At 51.5% G+C, this 18,544-nt stretch carries 17 protein-coding genes and 1 riboswitch; of the genes, 14 read left to right on the forward strand and 3 right to left on the reverse strand.

The window, feature by feature from the left end; translation table 11 throughout:
- The first annotated feature begins 50 nt into the window (after nt 1–50).
- The 13 genes from AC0YNV_RS14405 (at nt 51) to AC0YNV_RS14465 (ending at nt 12,398) form a co-directional block, all read left to right on the forward strand.
- On the forward strand, nt 51–440 hold the full coding sequence (locus tag AC0YNV_RS14405) for a hypothetical protein (RefSeq protein ID WP_475768686.1): 390 nt from the start codon (nt 51–53) through the stop codon (nt 438–440).
- A gap of 263 nt (nt 441–703) precedes the next feature.
- Complete coding sequence (locus AC0YNV_RS14410; RefSeq protein ID WP_475768687.1) at nt 704–1,198, forward strand: cation:proton antiporter regulatory subunit; 495 nt, start codon at nt 704–706, stop codon at nt 1,196–1,198.
- 4 nt (nt 1,199–1,202) lie between these two features.
- On the forward strand, nt 1,203–2,441 hold the full coding sequence (locus AC0YNV_RS14415; RefSeq protein ID WP_475768688.1) for a cation:proton antiporter: 1,239 nt from the start codon (nt 1,203–1,205) through the stop codon (nt 2,439–2,441).
- A gap of 59 nt (nt 2,442–2,500) precedes the next feature.
- Complete coding sequence (locus AC0YNV_RS14420; RefSeq protein WP_475768689.1) at nt 2,501–2,965, forward strand: hypothetical protein; 465 nt, start codon at nt 2,501–2,503, stop codon at nt 2,963–2,965.
- Between the two features lie 353 nt (nt 2,966–3,318).
- The gene (locus tag AC0YNV_RS14425; RefSeq protein WP_475768690.1) at nt 3,319–4,458 is read left to right on the forward strand and encodes a sulfate ABC transporter substrate-binding protein; all 1,140 of its coding nucleotides are present in this window, start codon (nt 3,319–3,321) and stop codon (nt 4,456–4,458) included.
- Between the two features lie 24 nt (nt 4,459–4,482).
- Nucleotides 4,483–5,328: a sulfate ABC transporter permease subunit CysT gene (gene cysT / locus AC0YNV_RS14430; RefSeq protein ID WP_210038420.1), complete on the forward strand. Its 846-nt coding sequence runs from the start codon at nt 4,483–4,485 to the stop codon at nt 5,326–5,328.
- 13 nt (nt 5,329–5,341) lie between these two features.
- Nucleotides 5,342–6,229 (forward strand): sulfate ABC transporter permease subunit CysW, encoded by an 888-nt coding sequence (gene cysW / locus AC0YNV_RS14435; RefSeq protein WP_475768691.1) that lies wholly within the window; start codon nt 5,342–5,344, stop codon nt 6,227–6,229.
- Nucleotides 6,226–7,290, forward strand: coding sequence for an ABC transporter ATP-binding protein (locus tag AC0YNV_RS14440; RefSeq protein ID WP_475768692.1), 1,065 nt, complete (start codon nt 6,226–6,228; stop codon nt 7,288–7,290). Before cysW ends, AC0YNV_RS14440 begins: the two co-directional genes overlap by 4 nt.
- A gap of 52 nt (nt 7,291–7,342) precedes the next feature.
- Nucleotides 7,343–7,588 carry a YezD family protein gene (locus AC0YNV_RS14445; protein WP_475768693.1) on the forward strand — a complete coding sequence of 82 codons (246 nt, stop codon included), beginning with the start codon at nt 7,343–7,345 and terminating at the stop codon, nt 7,586–7,588.
- A gap of 230 nt (nt 7,589–7,818) precedes the next feature.
- Nucleotides 7,819–8,874: a FecCD family ABC transporter permease gene (locus AC0YNV_RS14450; protein WP_475768694.1), complete on the forward strand. Its 1,056-nt coding sequence runs from the start codon at nt 7,819–7,821 to the stop codon at nt 8,872–8,874.
- Nucleotides 8,875–9,906 (forward strand): FecCD family ABC transporter permease, encoded by a 1,032-nt coding sequence (locus tag AC0YNV_RS14455; protein WP_475768695.1) that lies wholly within the window; start codon nt 8,875–8,877, stop codon nt 9,904–9,906.
- Nucleotides 9,907–9,942: 36 nt separating this feature from the next.
- Nucleotides 9,943–11,661 carry an ABC transporter ATP-binding protein gene (locus AC0YNV_RS14460; protein ID WP_475768696.1) on the forward strand — a complete coding sequence of 573 codons (1,719 nt, stop codon included), beginning with the start codon at nt 9,943–9,945 and terminating at the stop codon, nt 11,659–11,661.
- A 155-nt stretch (nt 11,662–11,816) separates the two neighbouring features.
- Nucleotides 11,817–12,398, forward strand: a complete 582-nt coding sequence (locus AC0YNV_RS14465; protein WP_475768697.1) for a hypothetical protein — start codon at nt 11,817–11,819, stop codon at nt 12,396–12,398.
- A gap of 32 nt (nt 12,399–12,430) precedes the next feature.
- On the opposite strand, the gene rsgA is transcribed toward AC0YNV_RS14465, so the two are convergent.
- Nucleotides 12,431–13,522 (reverse strand): ribosome small subunit-dependent GTPase A, encoded by a 1,092-nt coding sequence (gene rsgA / locus AC0YNV_RS14470; protein WP_475768698.1) that lies wholly within the window; start codon nt 13,520–13,522, stop codon nt 12,431–12,433.
- Between the two features lie 545 nt (nt 13,523–14,067).
- Nucleotides 14,068–14,214 carry a YqzM family protein gene (locus tag AC0YNV_RS14475; RefSeq protein WP_210038428.1) on the reverse strand — a complete coding sequence of 49 codons (147 nt, stop codon included), beginning with the start codon at nt 14,212–14,214 and terminating at the stop codon, nt 14,068–14,070.
- 208 nt (nt 14,215–14,422) lie between these two features.
- On the opposite strand from AC0YNV_RS14475, the gene uvrC reads away from it, so the two are divergent.
- Complete coding sequence (uvrC, locus tag AC0YNV_RS14480) at nt 14,423–16,483, forward strand: excinuclease ABC subunit UvrC (RefSeq protein WP_475768699.1); 2,061 nt, start codon at nt 14,423–14,425, stop codon at nt 16,481–16,483.
- On the opposite strand, the gene AC0YNV_RS14485 is transcribed toward uvrC, so the two are convergent.
- Nucleotides 16,452–18,089: a CPBP family intramembrane glutamic endopeptidase gene (locus AC0YNV_RS14485; RefSeq protein WP_475768700.1), complete on the reverse strand. Its 1,638-nt coding sequence runs from the start codon at nt 18,087–18,089 to the stop codon at nt 16,452–16,454. The two genes, uvrC and AC0YNV_RS14485, sit on opposite strands and share 32 nt — an antisense overlap.
- A gap of 243 nt (nt 18,090–18,332) precedes the next feature.
- A riboswitch (cyclic di-AMP (ydaO/yuaA leader) is annotated at nt 18,333–18,535 on the forward strand.
- The last annotated feature ends 9 nt before the right edge of the window (nt 18,536–18,544 follow it).

Raw genomic sequence — 18,544 nt, forward strand, 5'->3', positions numbered from 1 at the left:
GAATTATGCTATAATAACGCTGTAATCTGGATAAAAGGAGGTGAAGTTGTATGTTCTCTCAATATATCTCGATGAAACGCTGGATTTCACTAATTTCCCTCGTTATTTTCACCATTTTTCCAATGCCTACCACCATCACGGAATCCACGGCAGGGGAAACGACGCGAACAGTTGTATCCGTGGGCATGGAGAATAAAACAAACCGGATCTCGGTCAGCCACAGTCATATCTCCCTGGGGGAAAAAATGCGTCTTTCTACGCTTGTATCCGCCTTGTTCTTTGCTGTGAGCTTGTTCCTCAAATCGACCGTTCGCGTACCCCTCGGGACACATGTCTCCTTTCACCCTCTGATTGCTCGATATTTAACCCGCTTGCTGCTGTTCCCCATAAAAAGACATCGCTTATTGTGTAAGGCAGCCCCAAGTATCTCCCCCAATTAACGATGGAAATCTTCAGCCTGTTCAATCATTCCAATTCTAAATTGTAAAAAAATGGATGCATCATGCCGTATTATTTGCTGTGCCCGGAAATCACTCCAAATCACACGAAGCAATTTCTTCCGTTTGCTTGTCCGTTTATTAAAAAACGGTGACCGGGGGCGGGTTTGCTCATGCCCAAAACCAGGACCATAACGTTCAGCGGCAAGAGTGCCGCTTCCCGATAAGCGCATATTGATCAAATTTACAGGAGGGGCTCATCGATTATGAATATACGTGAAACCGATCTTCCCGGCATAGGGAAGAAATTTCAATTGTCCACGCGTGACGGTGATCAAATGATTATTATCGTGCACGATGACGGACGAAGAGAATGTTACCATTTTCAAGGTGAGGACATGGATGAAGCGCATTCCCTGATAACGCTCGATGATGACGAAGCGCGACTGGTTGCGGCGATCATCGGCGGGGTGACCTATAAGCCGACAGCCGTAGAGACGATGGAAATGGCATTGGATGATCTGATCATTGAATGGTACCGGATTGAGCAGGACCACAAATGTGTTGGCAAATCGATAGGTGAACTGAACGTGCGCCAGAACTCGGGTGCGACCATCCTTGCAATCGTCGGGAAAAACCATGCAAAATATGTGAATCCCGGACCGAATATCGTACTTCAAGCCGGATCCATGCTCGTTGTGGCAGGAGAGAGGGGGCAGCAGAAATTATTCAAAAAAATGATAAAGAATGGATGTGAATGAACCTATGAACCATCTGGTATTTGAGATAGGAGTCGCGATTGCGCTCATTGCGTCGGCGGGATTATTGTCCGCGAAGCTGCGGTTCTCGGTGATTCCTTTTTATATATTGGTGGGTATGGCAGTCGGCCCCCATGCCATTCAATTCTGGCATATTGATTTAACCTTTATCTCAAGTGCGCCTTTGATTGAATTTTTAGGGCGTATCGGCGTCCTGTTTCTACTGTTTTACCTGGGGCTTGAATTTTCCGTGGGACGCCTGATTAAATCGGGCAAATCGATTGCAATCGGTGGAACGATCTATATATTGATCAACTTTACGCTTGGTCTGCTGTTTGGCTGGGCGGCGGGTATGCCGCTTCTTGAGGTGCTGATAATCGCCGGGATTACGACGATTTCCTCCAGCGCCATTGTGGCCAAGGTGCTGGTCGATTTGAAACGGACGGCCAACCCCGAGACCGAAATGATTCTGGGAATTATTATGTTCGAGGATATTTTTCTGGCTATTTATATTTCGATATTATCAGGTCTTGTACTCAGCGACTCGTCTTCAATCGGCGGCATTGCACTCTCCGCCTTGATCGCGCTTGGTTTTATGCTGCTTGTACTGGTGGTGGGACGCAAGGCGGTTCCGCTGCTGAACAAGCTGCTGAATATCCGCTCCAATGAGGTATTCCTGCTTGTTATCTTCGCCATTCTGTTCCTGGTCGCGGGTTTCTCCGAGACGATCCATGTGGCGGAAGCGATCGGCGCACTGCTTGTCGGTCTGGTGCTTGCGGAGACGGAGCATATGAAGCGGATAGAGCACATGATTTTGCCTTTCCGCGATTTCTTTGGCGCCATCTTCTTCTTCAGCTTCGGTCTTACGATTGATCCTCTCACATTGGGCGGGGCATTCTGGTTGTCGCTGGGAGCGGTTCTGGTGACGCTCGCGGGGAATTTCGCAGCCGGCATGTGGGCGGGATACAGCGCGGGACTCTCACCCAAGGCTTCGGTGAATATCGGACTTACGATTGTGGCGCGCGGCGAGTTTTCTATTATTATGGCGAATCTGGCGAAGGCAGGGGGACTGCTGCCCATCCTGCAGCCGTTCGCAGCGTTATATGTGCTGATATTAGCGGTGCTGGGACCGCTTCTGACGAAAGAAACCAAATGGATATACGGCTTGCTGGAACGGACGTTCAAGCTATTCGGCATTCGCCTGGGTAAAGAAAGAACCAAGAAAAGAACCACGCAATCACGTTAATCTTTCAATCTGCCCGTGTGAACATTTTTCTTAACCACCTTAATAGGGAGGAAACAAGAATGAGACATGAGACAGTAACGATGATATGCGGGGAAAGAAAGACAATCCGGCCGGACAGCATTCAGCTGACTGCCGCCGCTGTGGGGATATTCATCAGTATAACGGCCATAACAGCAAAGCTGCAGATAATGTTTTTTGATCCTGGCTGGGCATTGTTGTTCGCGGTAATATTCCTGCTGTCCTATCCGCGCTCGCATCGTTCCATGTATACCCGCATGATGTGGATCAGAAGCAGCCGCGCCAATGAGATTGAGGACGCCATTATGGAGGCGGTCGGACGCGGGGTGATCCGAATTCCTATGGACAGCCGGGGGGATCAAAGCATACAGCGGATGAAACTGGTGATTTACCGGCTGGAGGAGAGAACGCTGAAGGATCTTGTGTATTCCATTGATTCGGCAGCTGAATGCGTGGTCGTCCCGGTCTATGAATGGAAGAGGGGAGACCTTCAGAATTTGCGTTAAGGCTCCCGCCTGAATACTTGGGAACAAGCGCGCAGGATTCTGGAGAGCCTACCATAACTCCATTATCCAGAAGAGACTTCAATTACCCGACTAATCAGGTGATTGAAGTCTTTTTCATTTCCATTAGGGCAGGGAACCAAAAGTTTGGACGCTTAGACAGGTATAAGCAAATATTATCAATCATATCAGAAGAACAGAAAATTAGTCTTGACACATAAGGGTGTCCGTTGTTATCATTTCATTCATAACCAACTAAACAGGTAGGAATAGATTTGATTTTGCGACCGGAACAACCGGAGTGAAACGCCTTTTTCATTTATCTGTCAGTTTGAAACCAAGGGGAGTGCTTTAACATGACGAACATGACAAAGAAAAAACGTTTACCGGTACAGCTATTATTTATTTTGGTCATTCTGGCGGTTGCGCTGGCTGGCTGCGGAGGCAACTCCAACACGGGGAATACAGAGAATAATACAAACACTCCGGCAGCAAATACCCCTGACAATACGAGCGCAGCTCCTGGCAATACAGACACCTCGGCTGCTGAGCCCAAAGAGCCTGTAGAATTATTGAATGTCTCCTACGACCCTACCCGCGAGCTTTATGAAGCTTATAATAAATTATTCGCTGATCACTGGAAACAGGAGACCGGCCAGGTCGTGACGATCAAGCAGTCGCATGGCGGTTCAGGCACACAAAGCCGCTCCGTAGTCGATGGGCTGAAAGCCGATGTCGTTACACTTGCTCTTGGCTATGATATTACCGCTATTCAGGATGCCGGACTCATCCAGCCCGACTGGCAGAAGGAATTCGAAGAAAACAGCTCACCATACACCTCCACGATTGTATTCCTGGTTCGCAAAGGCAACCCGAAGGGAATCAAGGATTGGAACGATCTTGTTAAGGACGGCGTCTCCGTTATCACACCGAACCCGAAAACAAGCGGCGGCGCACGCTGGAACTTCCTTGCAGCATGGGGCTATGCGCTGAAACAAAACAATGGCGATGAAGCCAAAGCCAAGGAATTCGTAACCAAATTGTTCAAAAATGTTCCGGTGCTGGATTCCGGCGCACGCGGATCGACCACAACCTTCGTTGAGCGCGAAATCGGAGACGTTCTGCTGGCCTGGGAGAATGAAGCGCAGCTCTCCAAAAAAGAATTCGGCGATGACAAATTCGAAATCGTCTATCCATCTCTCAGTATTCTGGCCGAACCGCCGGTCGCCATCGTAGACAAAGTAGTCGATGACCACGGAACACGCGAGGTTTCGGAAGCCTATCTGAAATATCTGTACACCGAAGAGGCTCAGAAGCTGGTTGCCGAGAACTACTATCGCCCTCGCATGGCTTCCGTTGCCGAGCAGTTCAAGGATAATTTCCCTGCAATTGAAATGCTGACGATCGACAACGATTTCGGCGGATGGGATGAAGCACAGAAGAAATATTTTGCCGACGGCGGTGTATTCGATCAAATATACACACCGGGCTCATAAGCGCATGACAGGAGCTGACTTCACATGAAAGGTTCCAGGAGAAGAACGAAATCGAGAAGCGTGCTGCCGGGCTTTGGACTATCGCTCGGCTTCACGATCCTTTACTTAAGCATTATTGTGCTGATTCCGCTGGCGAGCATCTTTATCAAGACTTCGGGTCTAAGCTTGGGCGAATTCTGGCAAACGGTGACAAATCCGAGGGTGGTTGCTTCCTATAAGATCAGCTTCTTCACCGCTTTTTTCGCCGCCCTGATTAATCTTGTTTTTGGCCTGCTGGTGGCCTGGGTGCTGGTACGGTATCGTTTTCCGGGAAAAAAGCTGATCGACAGCCTCCTGGATCTTCCGTTCGCCCTGCCGACCGCTGTTGCGGGCATCGCTCTGACCACGATCTATGCTCCGAACGGCTGGATCGGCTCTCTCCTTGGGCCTTTGGGCATTAAGGTGGCCTACACGCCGATCGGCATTACGATTGCGCTGATCTTCATTGGCCTGCCCTTTGTCGTCAGAACCGTTCAGCCGGTATTGCAGGATATGGAGAAGGATACGGAGGAGGCGGCCGTAATGCTGGGCGCCCACCGCTTCAGAACCTTCAGAAGGATCATATTGCCTGAATTGGTGCCGCCGATGCTGACGGGCTTTGCGCTGGCCTTTGCAAGAGGCATCGGGGAATATGGGTCGGTCGTATTCATCTCCGGCAATATGCCGCTCAAGACCGAAATCGCGCCGCTTCTGATCATGACGAAGCTGGAGCAGCATGATTATACAGGAGCAACCGCAATTGCACTGGTGATGCTCGTCGCCTCGTTCCTGCTGCTGCTGCTGATCAACTACCTGCAGTGGCGGAGCAACCGCCACGTTACGGCAGCATAAGGGGGATGGGAAAATGGCAGGAGTCGTTACCGCGCATTTGTCGGATAAAGCATCCGTTCGTCCGAAGCATATCAACGAGCCGCCGGTTGTCCGGTGGATCCTGATCAGCATCGCATTATTGTTTCTGGCTCTTATTGTTCTGCTGCCGCTGGTCACGATATTTGTTGAGGCCTTCAAAAAAGGCGCCGGGGTGTATTTCGCTTCCATCAATGATCCGGACGCCTTGTCGGCGATCAGGCTGACCGTCATAACGGCGCTCATTGCCGTACCGCTTAACACAATATTTGGTATCGCTGCGGCCTGGTCCATCAGCAAGTTCCGTTTCCGCGGCAAAAACGTTCTCATTACGCTTATTGATCTGCCCTTTGCGATCTCCCCGGTTATTTCCGGATTGATCTTTGTCCTGTTGTTTGGAGCAAGGGGATGGTTCGGTCCCTGGCTGGACGATCATAACCTGCAGATTATATTCGCGCTGCCGGGTATCGTTCTTGCGACAACGTTCGTCACCTTTCCTTTCGTGGCCAGAGAGCTGATTCCGCTTATGCAGGCTCAAGGCGTGCAGGAGGAGGAAGCGGCGGCGAGTCTTGGGGCCAAAGGCTGGCAGATCTTCTGGCGCATTACGCTGCCCAATATCAAGTGGGGGCTGCTGTATGGCATCATTCTCTGCAATGCCAGAGCGATGGGCGAATTCGGAGCGGTTTCCGTCGTGTCCGGCCATATCCGGGGCGAGACCAATACGCTGCCGCTGCATATTGAAATTTTGTATAATGAGTACCAATTCTCGGCGTCCTTTGCAGTTGCGTCTCTTCTGCTCCTCCTTGCGCTGGTCACGCTGGTCGTGAAGAGCTTCATTGAATGGAGAGCAGCCAGAGAGCAGTCCGATGGGGAGGGTACGATATGAATATTGAAGTCCGCCATTTAACCAAAACCTTCGGCTCTTATGAGGCTGTATCGAATGTCAGCTTCTCGATCAACCGCGGCAAGCTGATCGGTCTGCTTGGACCAAGCGGCGGCGGCAAATCAACGCTGCTGCGCATGCTGGCAGGACTTGAGACGCCCGATTCCGGCGATATCTTTATCAACGGACAGCGGGTCAATGATGTCGCGCCGCAGAACCGGGGAATCGGCTTCGTCTTTCAGAACTATGCATTGTTCAAGCATATGACGGTGTTTGACAATATTGCGTTCGGGCTCACGATCGGGCGTTCCGATAAGGCTCAGATCAAGAGCCGCGTCAATGAGCTTCTGGATCTGACGGGACTCCGTGGCTTCGAGAAACGGTATCCCCATCAATTGTCAGGGGGCCAGAGGCAGCGGGTGGCATTCGCCCGCGCATTGGCCCCGCGGCCGGAGCTGCTGCTGCTCGATGAACCCTTCGCGGCGATTGACGCCAAGGTGCGCAAGGAACTGCGCACCTGGCTCAAGCAGCTGATCAGCACTTTAGGCATCTCATCAATCTTCGTTACGCATGATCAGGACGAAGCTGTCGAGGTGGCCGATGAGATGCTGATCGTACAGCAGGGAAGGCTGGAGCAGCAGGGCTCGCCAATCGATATCTATACGAACCCGCAGACTGCTTTTGTTGCCGGATTTATCGGGCATTCCACCTTGGTGGAGCAGCCTGCGCTGCTGCGGGGCTTTAATTTGGCGCAGGTTCCGGAAGGCTCCCGCGCCATTGTCCGCCCGGAATTTGTAGAGGTCGGATATGAGCGCGAGATCGCTTTTCCTTCTGCGGCGGAGACAGGAAATGTGCGCCATGTTTTCTTCCGCGGGGCGCATCTGGAGCTTGAAGTACAGGTAGGCGGCAACCGGCTGCTTGCTCATCGTTCGCTGGATCAGGAGCCGCTGCAGCCCGGAGATGAAGTATCTGTTCTCATCCACCGCTTATACGTCGTTTCGGAGCACTCAGCCGTCATGGTGGAGAATCCGCTTAAAATTGATCCGCTGCCGGTTCATATTTAACGGCCTGCAGCGGATCGTGCAAGAATAAGATAAAATTTAGGAGGAATGGATAATGGCAAAGCCTATCGTACTTGACCAGGAGTGGCTGGACCGCATTTCAGCACAGGTGAACGGCTTGGAATATGGTTCGGTTCTCATCACTGTGCATGACGGCCGTGTCGTGCAGATCGACCGCACCGAGCGGCGGAGGTTTGATGCCGCAAGCGCGAAGCACCAGGCAGGACAGACGCAGCAGCCACAACAGCAGCAATCACAGCAGCAGAACAGCAGTGACAAGCTGAAGGCTGTGAACGGATAATTGATGAGCGAATCCGGATGTATGAACTCCATTGGCCCCGTGCTTACTCTTTGCAAAAGGAGCAGCAGGGGTCTTTTCATGTCCAGTGAATTTTAATTTGAGAGAATAACAGAAAAAAATCCATGTTAACTATTGAATTGCTGAAGCAATCACGTTATGATTGTTGATAATGATTATCACTATCATGATATGTGCAGGATGTACATAAAAAAGGAGCAGTCTGACCTGTAATGACGAATTCGACAACATCCCCCCAGAAAACCGCAGATACCACAGAAATCAAAATTCGCACAAGACCGCTGGCAGCTTCTGTCATTCTGATTGCAGGGATTGTCGCCCTGGCATTCAGTCTGGCGGTCTCCGTCTCTGTCGGGGCCGCCGATATTAAGCTGGCTACCGTATGGAATGCAATCTTTCATTTCAATCCCGATTTGACGCCTCATCAGATTATTCAGGAGCTTCGGCTGCCGCGTGCGATTATGGGGGCCATGGTCGGAGCCTGTTTCGCCATTTCCGGAGCCCTTATGCAGGGCATGACCCGCAATCCGCTGGCCGATTCTGGTCTGCTCGGTCTCAACGCGGGAGCGGGCTTCGTGCTTGCATTATGCTTCGCTTTCTTTCCGGGCATGTCCTACATGAGCCTTATCCTCTATTCCTTCCTTGGTGCCGGGGTCGGCGCTCTGCTTGTATTCGGCGTTGGATCGCTGGCGAAGAACGGGCTCACGCCCGTCAGACTTGCTCTCGCAGGTGCGGCAGTCTCGGCCCTGCTGTATGCCTTGAGCGAGGGGATTGCGCTCTACTTCAGAATCGGCCAGGATCTGGCGTTCTGGACGGCAGGCGGAGTAGCCGGAGTCAAATGGTCGCAGATTAAAATCATGTTCCCCTGGATTGCAGCAGCAATGGTTGGTTCCATGATCATTTCCAGATCCATCACGCTGCTCAGTCTGGGCGAGGATATTGCCACGAGCCTGGGTCAGCGCACACGTTTGGTAAAATTCGCCGCCATGATTATTGTGCTGGTACTGGCAGGAGCCGCGGTTTCGGCTGTTGGGGCCGTCAGCTTCGTCGGACTGATAATTCCGCATCTGACCCGCTATCTGGTAGGGGTTGATTACCGCTGGATCATTCCCTGTTCCGCCGTGCTGGGGAGTCTGCTTATCGTACTGGCGGATATTGCGGCGAGGATGATCAATCCGCCTTATGAAACGCCTATCGGCGCCTTGATCGCCTTGATCGGCGTTCCGTTCTTCCTCTATCTGGCAAGGAATGAGAGGAGAGAACTGTAGATGAAAACAACGCAGCCGAACAATGAGCAAGCACGGAACAGACGAGGCGTTCTCGTAATTTTTATATTTGTGATATTGATAACCGCCACTTTTATTATTAGTATGAATACAGGATATACGCGTCTGACGCCCATACAGGTTCTCAAGACTTTATTTGGCGCAGGAGATGCGAAGCAAAGCCTGATTCTCTTTGATTTCCGTCTGCCCCGGATCGTGATCTCGATTCTGGTTGGTGTGGGGCTCGCTGTATCGGGCTGCATCCTGCAGGGTTTATCCCGGAATGCGCTGGCAGACCCGGGAATTCTGGGGATTAATGCCGGAGCGGGACTTATGGTCATGCTGTTTATTTCGTTTTTCCCGAGCACAACGGCTGCCCCCATCTTTATGCTGCCTTTTCTGGCCCTGTTCGGGGCGGGTTTGACCGCCGCTTTAATCTATACGCTTTCCTTTAAAAGGCATGAGGGCATCTCGCCCATACGGCTCCTGCTGGTGGGGATTGCGGTTGCCGCAGGGATAAGCGCAGTGACGATCGTGCTTACCCTCCGGCTTGATCCGGAGAACTACCAGTTTGTGGCGAACTGGATGGCAGGCAGTATCTGGGGGTCCAACTGGAAATTTGTTCTCGCCCTGCTGCCATGGATTGTGGTTCTGCTCCCTTATGTCATTATGAAGGCCAGAGTGCTTAATGTGCTGAATCTGGGCGACCAGATGGCAACCGGCCTGGGTACTCCCGTCGAGAAGGAGCGTGTGCTGCTGCTGGCCGCGGCTGTAGGTCTTGCAGGTTCCTGCGTCGCGGTGAGCGGCGGTATCGGCTTCGTGGGACTCGTCGCTCCCCATCTGGCGCGCCGCCTTGTCGGGCCCAAGCATCAGCTGCTGCTGCCGACCGCGGCGCTTGCCGGTGCGCTGCTGCTTGTCGTAGCCGACACAGTAGCCCGTGTGGTTGTGCAGCCCTCGGAAATCCCGACGGGCATTGTGGTAGCCGTCCTGGGGGCGCCATATTTTCTTTATTTGCTGGCCCGTTCCAAAGCATGACGATTTGCAAGCAAGGAATCAGGAGGTCATTTTCAGATGCTGCGTCGTTTTTTTTCCTACTATCGGCCTTATAAAGGATTGTTTATTCTTGATTTTACATGTGCGGTTGTTGCGGGGCTGCTGGAGCTGGGATTCCCGCTTGTCGTCAATCAGTTCATCGATAAACTGCTGCCGAGCGGAGACTGGACCTTGATTGTCCTTGCCTGCTTCGGACTGCTGTTCATCTACTGCCTGAATACAGGGCTTCAATATGTCGTTACTTATTGGGGACATAAGCTTGGCATCAACATCGAGACCGATATGCGCAGGCAGCTGTTTAATCATATTCAGAAGCTATCCTTCCGTTTCTTCGACAATAACAAGACAGGCCATCTGATGTCGCGGATTACCAATGATCTCAATGAAATCGGCGAAGTGGCCCATCACGGGCCGGAAGATGTGTTCATCGCGGTTATGACCCTGATCGGGGCATTCATTATGATGATGCTGATCAACTGGAAGCTGGCTGTGCTGACATGCGTTATTGTGCCCTTGATGATCTATCTGGCGATTTACTTTAACCGCAAAATGACGTCAGCCTTCCGCCAGATGTTCTCGGATATCGCTGACTTCAACGCCCGCGTGGAAGACAATGTCGGCGGTATCCGCGTCGTTCAAGCCTTTGCCAACGAGGAGTATGAGAAGGAGCAGTTCGCGGTCAATAACGGACGTTACCGCCTGACGAAGCTCTTCTCCTACAAAATTATGGCGAAAAATACCTCGATCAGCTATCTGCTGATGCGGCTGGTTTCTTTGTTCGTGATGATCTGCGGCACCTGGTTCGTTCTTCATGAGCAGCTCACCTACGGAGAGTTTATTGCCTTCTTGCTGCTCTCCAATGTGTTTCTGAGCCCGATTCAGAAAATCAATTCCGTCATTGAATCCTACCCGAAGGGTATTGCCGGCTTCAAACGCTATATTGAAATTCTGGAAACCGCCCCGGATGTCGCGGATACGCCAGGAGCCATTGAAGTTGCGCATCTGCGAGGGGAGATCCGTTTCAGCAAGGTAACCTTCGGCTACGAGAATGAGGCCAGGGTACTGCAAAATATTGATCTGAACATTAACGCAGGGGAAACCATCGCTTTCGTCGGGCCTTCAGGTGCTGGCAAAACAACATTATGCAGCCTGCTGCCGCGTTTCTACGAAATCGAATCGGGCGGCATTTCCATTGACGGCATCGATATCCGCGATATGAAGCTGGCATCGCTGCGCAGGCAGATCGGCATTGTACAGCAGGATGTATTCCTGTTTAACGGCTCGATCCGGGATAATATATCTTACGGCAAGCTGGGCGCTTCCGAAGAGGAAGTCTGGGAGGCTGCAAGGCGCGCGAAGCTGGAGGAGCTGATTCGTTCTCAGCCTGATGGGCTGGATACCATGATCGGGGAGCGCGGCGTCAAGCTGTCCGGCGGTCAGAAGCAGCGTCTGGCGATTGCCCGCATGTTCCTCAAAAATCCGCCGATCCTGATTCTCGACGAAGCGACGTCGGCGCTGGATACCGAAACGGAAATGGCGATTCAGCAGGCGCTGGCCGAGTTATCGGAAGGCCGCACCACACTGATCATTGCCCATCGCCTGGCGACGATCAAGAATGCGGACCGGATCGTTGTCGTGACGGAGGAAGGCATCAGCGAGCAGGGCCGCCATCAGGAGCTGGTTACCGCGGGCGGCGTCTACAGCCGGCTGCACCGGGCTCAGTTTGGAAGCATCTGATCTATAATGGGATCCGCTACGATTGCTATTGCAGTCATAGCGGTTTTTTTTATCGGGAAGGGCATCCTTGTTAATTCCAAAATGCGTAACTATTTCCGGTTTACTCCGTCTTTATAAGCAGGAGATCAACTGCCCGCAGATAAAGGGGGACGATTATGGAAAAGAGAGATCGGCCTGTGCCTGCGATATGGCAGGGGATGGTTTATGCATCCAGCATGTTGGCTTATATTGTGCTTTATGTGGTTATGAACTTCTTAATCGATTACTTTGCTATTGTGCTTTCGGCAGGAAGCCTGATCCTGGCTGTGATACCGATGATCTGCTGGGTGTTATTTCTTATCATCTGCTACAGGAAAGGCATGCTTGGATACATATCCAAGGCGTTTATGATTAACGCGGTTATTATCGGCGCATTGATCGCTTCCTTAAGCGTATATAAGCTGGAGAGAAATGAGCGACGCTCTCATTTTGACTACAATATATGGGTCAGCCAGCCGCTAAGCCGGGGCAGAATGGTTGACGATTTGCTCCGGCACAACGAGCTGCAAGGCTTAACGAAGGCAGAAGTCATTGAACGGATCGGTCTCCCCGATGCGAATTCTCCTTTTCAAGCCGATAACCAAATGGTGTATGAATTGGGTCAGGAGGGAGCTTACATCAGTCTCAATAGACAATGGCTGCTTATTGATATGAATGGGGCTCAAATCGTGACCGGATATGCGATTCATACGGATTAAGGGAATGGACAATGCGTGCGGGTTTGAATTACCTATTCATCCATCTGGCTATACTTTCTTCTGTCGCTGTTTGTCCCCAGCCGCTTCTCCGCACTTTTCTTGAGCCGTTTGCTGACCGTTTGCTCCTTGCGGTTCATGTATTCGAGCTCGCGCCCTGTTTTGCGGTAGCTTGCGAATCTTCGCGGATCAAGCGTCCCGTCTGCGATAGCCTGTTTCACGGCACAGCCGTCCTCGGCCTCATGCCGGCAATCGCGAAACCGGCATGCTGCCGCTACCGCTTCAATATCCGCAAATGCTTCCTGTCTGCCTTCCTCGGCATCCCACAGATGGAGCTCCCGCATACCCGGCGTATCCATCATAACGGCTCCGCCGGGCAGCGGAAACAATTCGCGGTGAGTGGTCGTGTGGCGGCCGCGCGCATCATCCTCGCGGATGCCCTGGACACGCTGCAGATCCCCGCCGGCCAGCCAGTTGAGCAGGGTGGACTTGCCCACACCGGAGGATCCGGTCAGCGCAACGGTACAGCCGGGCTGCAGGTAGGGAGAAAGCGCATCTCTTCCCATATCCTGCAGGGCGCTGACCGCATGGACAAACACGCCGGGAGCCGCTGCTTCAACAGCCGCAATCTTCACGGCTACGTCATCGCATAAATCGGCTTTGGTGAGCAGGACGACAGGAACAGCGCCGCTCTCCCAAGCCACAATCAAATACCGCTCAATCTTGCGGATATTGAAATCCTCGTTCAGTGCGTTGACGATCAGCAGAGTATCGATATTGGCACCAATGACCTGCTCCTCGGGGATGCTTCCTGCCGCTTTTCGCAGCATCACCGTCGATCTGGGCAGAACGGCTTGAATAACGACCCGCTTCTCACCGGCGAGCGGTTGAACCGCTGTCCAATCCCCCACTCCAGGAAAGTCGCTGCGCCTGATTGCCTCAAACTGAAATTTGCCGCTTACCGCAGCCATACATTCGCCATGCTGCGTAATAACGCGGTATTGGTTGGCAAACTGCGCAATGACACGCGCTGGAATCATTTCCTTATACTCATCGGCAAGGAATCGTGTCTGCCAATGTTCATTCCAGCCAAATGCCTGCATTTGTTCATTTTCATTCAGGTTCAAATTGGTTGTTCTCCTTTGTTTTTACAATTGGGTTGGCTCGTGTAACAGGACAATGGACAATGCGCATCAGTGAAAAACAGCACAAAAAAACCGTCAGTACCCTCCGGGGGTCTCTAACGGTTTGTGTGCCTGATTCAAATAAAACCGAAGAAGAAAGGCTGCGTTTTTCTAACGCCTGCAAGTTTCTTCCCGCAAAATATCAGAATAGTCATGTGTGACATGGAGCATTTCTGATATTTGGACAAAAGCGCGCGGCTTCCCGCAATGATGACGCTTCTGGTTAACTTGAATAAGGATCCGTAGAGACTGATGCGCATGCAACTTGGAAACGAACATTTCGTACGATTATAGTCACCATATCACATCAGTCTCCTTTCCTTTTTCGTAATTGTCATTCTATAGTGTAGACCTGGCTGTTGTCAAGCAATGTTGTCAAGCAATGGATACCAATGGCGTTAATGTTACAGTGAAGACGAGCCATTAGTCAAGGATAGCAAGTAAAAAGGCTCCATGCGGCGAAGCTCGCCGGCATGAAGCCTTAACCATTACGAAATCATGAATTTAATAATGACCGCAACGATAAAAATGATGGTCATTACACCGAAAAAACCGGCAAAACCCATTGCGGTATCCATAAAGTCGTCGCGGGGTTCTTCGTTTACATGATCGCGCGGATCTCTGACATTTTCCATTTGTGTAACTCCTCCTTGAAGGGCGACGATTGCTCCTCTTAGTATACCCAACTTTCAGAATAATTGTAAAGCCGCCGTTCGTGACAATTGTGAGGCAACTTGCAGGATTGGGACGGCCGCGCGGCGGAGGAGAAAATCAACATAGCCGCATCGTGGGAACAGATGTGCTACAATAGAGAGGTGAAGAAATGGCCAGGAGGAGTACGGGATGGAAGAACAATTGAAAGCCGAATCTGCCGTGGAGCGGCGGCTGGCGGATGAAAGAATCCGCAGCAAGCTTGCGCTGCTGCCGGATCAGTCCGGCTGCTATTTGATGAAGAATGCCGACGGCATCATAATTTATGTAGGTAAAGCGAAGGTGCTCAAAAACCGCGTCCGCTCGTATTTTAACGGCAGCCATGACGGGAAGACGCAGAAGCTTGTATCGGAAATCCGCGATTTTGAATATATTGTGACTTCCAGCAATATGGAAGCTCTTATCCTTGAATGCAATTTAATCAAACAATATCATCCCCGTTATAATGTTCTGCTTAAGGATGATAAGACCTTTCCTTATATTAAAATAACCAATGAAAAGCATCCAAAGCTTGAAGTCACGCGCCGCGTCGTGAAGGATAAGGGGAAATATTTCGGGCCGTATCCCAACGCTTATGCCGCGCAGGAAACGAAGAAGCTGCTTGACCGGCTGTATCCGCTGCGCAAGTGCAATACGCTGCCTGACAAGGTATGTTTATATTATCATTTGGGCCAATGCATAGCGCCATGCGAGTACGATATCGCTCCCGGAACCTATGAGGCGATGACCCAGGAAATTACGCGTTTTTTGAACGGCGGCCACGATGAGGTGAAGAAGACGCTTCAGGCCAAAATGGCCGCAGCCGCCGAGGAGCTGGAATTTGAACGGGCCAAGGAATTCCGCGATCAGCTGGTGGCAATCGATGCGGTCATGGAGAAACAGAAAATCACATTAGCAGACGCAATGGACCGCGATGTGTTCGGTTATTTCACCGACAAGGGCTGGATGTGTGTGCAGATCATGTATATGCGCCAGGGCAAGCTGATTGAGCGCAGAGCGACCTCATTTCCTTATTATGGCGAGGCTTATGATGACTTTATGACATTCGTGACTCAATATTACAGCGATAATCCGGCGCTGCCGAAGGAAATCCTGCTGCCCGCTCCTGAAGTGGCGGCTCTAATGCAGGAACAGCCGCAACCTGACAAGATTGATGCCGTGCAGGAGCAGGACATTCTGAACGGGGATGGAGAGATGCCTGATACAGCTCCGGAGAAGACTGGCAAAGCCGATAATGATAATGATGAGACTTTGCCGGCATCCGTAAGCGATGTGACCGGCGCCTCATTACAGACGTCCGGAGAGGATGAGGAAAACGAAGCGCTGCCGGCTACCGTGGCCGATGAGGTCGGCTCTTCTCTGCAGAAATGGCTCAAGGTCAAAGTATTCGTTCCCCGGCGCGGGCGCAAGCGCGATGTTGTCGCGATGGCTGTCAACAATGCCAAGGTCACACTGGATGAGAAATTCAGGCTGATTGAGCGGGATGAGGAGCGCACCCTGAAGGCTTCCGAGAGTCTGGCCGCCGCGCTTGGACTTTCTGAGATACGCCGCATTGAGGCGTTCGACAATTCCAACATCCAGGGCACGAATCCGGTTTCTGCAATGATCGTATTCACGGACGGGAAACCGGATAAGAAGGAATACCGCAAATACAAGGTGAAAACGGTCCAGGGGCCCGATGATTACGAAACGATGCGCGAGGTGGTCAGGCGGCGTTATGAGCGGGTGCTCAAGGAAGGGCTGCAGCTTCCTGATCTGATCGTTATAGATGGCGGCAAAGGCCAGATATCGGCGGCGCTTGATGTGCTGGAGAACGAGCTTGGCCTGTATGTGCCGGTCTGCGGCCTGGTGAAGGATGTCAAGCACAAGACGGCTCAGCTGATGATGGGGGACCCTGCGGAGATCGTGCCGCTTGCGCGCGACAGCCAGGAGTTTTATCTGCTGCAGCGCATTCAGGACGAAGTTCACCGCTTTGCCATATCCTTCCACAGGGAGCAGCGCGGCAAGTCCATGATCGCGTCCAAGCTGGACTCCATCCCCGGGATCGGGGAGAAACGGCGCAAGCTGCTGCTCAAGCATTTTGGCTCGATCAAAAAAATAAAAGAAGCCGGAATTGAAGATTTCCGGCCTCTGTCCATCGGCGAGAAGCTCGCCGCACAAATCATTGAAGCGTTGAGGGAGGAGCCGCAATAAGCGGTCTCGTCCTTTTTTTCTTGTCATGCAGGTAACGCAGTCCCCATGCGATGGGAATAGGCAGCAGGATGTAGACGATGCCCATGATGATATTGCCCGGCGTTCCCGTGAAGATCAGGGAAATGGCCATCATGATGCTGTCGAATACGGCATGGGCGAATACGACCGTGAGAAAACCGTACCGCAAAAACATGAAGCTGAAGATGAGCCCGATAACGGTCAATTCAAGCAGCCGTGTGGTGGAAGGAAAAATCGGATATGTAACATGGCCAAGCGCCCATATGATAGTGGGAATAAGCGAAGCGACGAATGTATTGTTGAACCATTTTTTGAAAAGGCCGATTCCGAAAAAACGGTACAAAGCCTCCTCCGAAATGGCGGCGCACCAGGCCAGCATGGGGAAGATCCACAAAATGCCCAGGTTGTATGGAGACTGCGTGACATCCGAGGTTGACCATGCGCCGGTAACATTCACCAACACGATGAAGATGACGGTCTGCAGTCCCAGCAGCAGGAAAGCAATCAGATAACCGAGCCACATGCTGCGCCATACATGATCGCCATAACCCTCCTCTCCCATTCGCGGCCACATACGTTTGCCCATTGAGTTCCACAGGGCGTCGCCGCCGACAAGGGAGAAATAAACGGCAATGCCCATCACAATCGTGACGACACAGGTAATGCCGACATTAATGGCCGCGTAGGCCATCGCATTAGGGTCCTCGCCGGCGCTCGCCAGCAGACCGTCCATGAGATTGAAATCATTCGCCAGATACATAACGAGGAACAGCAGAGTCAGTACAATACCGCGTGTAAACGAGGAATGCTTGCGGTAAAGCGCGGCATAGACGATTGCAATGACGAACAGGACAAAGGAAAGCAGAATGCTGCCGAGCAGGGACAGGAAAGAAGCAAGCTTCTGCTGGGCCTGGACATAGCTCGAATAACTGGCCGGAACCGTGAAGCCGGGCTTGTATTCGGCAATGATCAGCGCTCCATCGCTTGTTTTCTCTGTTCTCATCGCAAGCATCAGCTGCGATTCTCCGATCGTATAGCCGTTAACCTTGTACGAGATCCTGCCTGTTTCCGGGTCTGCCTTGGTCATGCTTAGTTCATTGGCTTTAAATCCTTGGGAGACGGCATATTTCATAGCAGCGTCGCTAATCTGGGTTGCTTGCGGTATAGTGGTATGGATCTCCTTGTATTGGTTCCAGCCGACGACCTTGGCATCCTGCATATGCACATAAATAAAAATCTGGCTGCCGTCAGGCATCGCCGCCGTGACCTGGAAAGTGTCGGTGGGGAAGCGGCTGTCATACTTTTTGTCATAGGTGTCGGTCTGCTTCTCCTTGGACAGATAACCGTAAAGCATCGAATCGGATTGGTGAACCGCATGAATGCTCTCCGGCAGCTGCTTGAATTGCTGCAGGGCAAAATCCTCAGCAATCTGCTCGGCTTTGCTTTTGGCGATTACCTTCTTGCTGCCCGAGTCAAAAAAAGACTCCGAGGTTTGCGGTACAACTTGTACGAGCAAATAAATAACAATGCCAATGACGCCTAACCATGCATAGAATTTCCAGTTGGGCCGCAGCTGATAATCATTCATGTTTGCACCTCTAATCTCAATATACAAGCAGTAAACCGCATACATCTACCTTATCATAGTTGTCTCGATAATATCCATGCGAATGCTCGCAAATACGTTTTGTGGTCGAGTTAAATGGACAATAATGAACAGGATGTGCCGATTTGGGCCCGAGGGTCGTCTTTTTTGCCTGAAAACGGTTCCTTTCCTCCTTAATTGTCGTTTGTTTTTTCCAGAACAATGCAATTATAATGTGTATCAATCGCATATAAAAAGCCGAATTTCGAAATGAAAACGGGGGAACCATACAGCTGTCTTGAACGGGTCGCTTAAGCTTATGCGATTTCATTAAAGGACAGCACGGGGTGAATTTCAACAAGCAGCGTAATTTTGAACTGCTAGTGAATAGGGCAGCTGTTCAAGCCCGAATCCGTCAGCTAACCTCGCAGGCTTCGTGGAACAGGACTCAAACGCAT

The sequence above is a fragment of the Paenibacillus sp. JT31N11 genome, assembly GCF_056269285.1.

Excerpts from the sequence above, each read along its gene's own strand:
- AC0YNV_RS14440 (WP_475768692.1), top strand. The coding sequence starts at position 6,226 with ATGAATATTGAAGTCCGCCATTTAACCAAAACCTTCGGCTCTTATGAG.
- AC0YNV_RS14485 (WP_475768700.1), bottom strand. The coding sequence starts at position 18,089 with ATGAATGATTATCAGCTGCGGCCCAACTGGAAATTCTATGCATGGTTA.
- AC0YNV_RS14410 (WP_475768687.1), top strand. The coding sequence starts at position 704 with ATGAATATACGTGAAACCGATCTTCCCGGCATAGGGAAGAAATTTCAA.
- AC0YNV_RS14450 (WP_475768694.1), top strand. The coding sequence starts at position 7,819 with ATGACGAATTCGACAACATCCCCCCAGAAAACCGCAGATACCACAGAA.
- cysT (WP_210038420.1), top strand. The coding sequence starts at position 4,483 with ATGAAAGGTTCCAGGAGAAGAACGAAATCGAGAAGCGTGCTGCCGGGC.
- AC0YNV_RS14460 (WP_475768696.1), top strand. The coding sequence starts at position 9,943 with ATGCTGCGTCGTTTTTTTTCCTACTATCGGCCTTATAAAGGATTGTTT.
- AC0YNV_RS14420 (WP_475768689.1), top strand. The coding sequence starts at position 2,501 with ATGAGACATGAGACAGTAACGATGATATGCGGGGAAAGAAAGACAATC.
- cysW (WP_475768691.1), top strand. The coding sequence starts at position 5,342 with ATGGCAGGAGTCGTTACCGCGCATTTGTCGGATAAAGCATCCGTTCGT.
- AC0YNV_RS14465 (WP_475768697.1), top strand. The coding sequence starts at position 11,817 with ATGGAAAAGAGAGATCGGCCTGTGCCTGCGATATGGCAGGGGATGGTT.
- AC0YNV_RS14475 (WP_210038428.1), bottom strand. The coding sequence starts at position 14,214 with ATGGAAAATGTCAGAGATCCGCGCGATCATGTAAACGAAGAACCCCGC.
- uvrC (WP_475768699.1), top strand. The coding sequence starts at position 14,423 with ATGGAAGAACAATTGAAAGCCGAATCTGCCGTGGAGCGGCGGCTGGCG.
- AC0YNV_RS14415 (WP_475768688.1), top strand. The coding sequence starts at position 1,203 with ATGAACCATCTGGTATTTGAGATAGGAGTCGCGATTGCGCTCATTGCG.
- AC0YNV_RS14425 (WP_475768690.1), top strand. The coding sequence starts at position 3,319 with ATGACGAACATGACAAAGAAAAAACGTTTACCGGTACAGCTATTATTT.
- AC0YNV_RS14445 (WP_475768693.1), top strand. The coding sequence starts at position 7,343 with ATGGCAAAGCCTATCGTACTTGACCAGGAGTGGCTGGACCGCATTTCA.
- AC0YNV_RS14455 (WP_475768695.1), top strand. The coding sequence starts at position 8,875 with ATGAAAACAACGCAGCCGAACAATGAGCAAGCACGGAACAGACGAGGC.
- AC0YNV_RS14405 (WP_475768686.1), top strand. The coding sequence starts at position 51 with ATGTTCTCTCAATATATCTCGATGAAACGCTGGATTTCACTAATTTCC.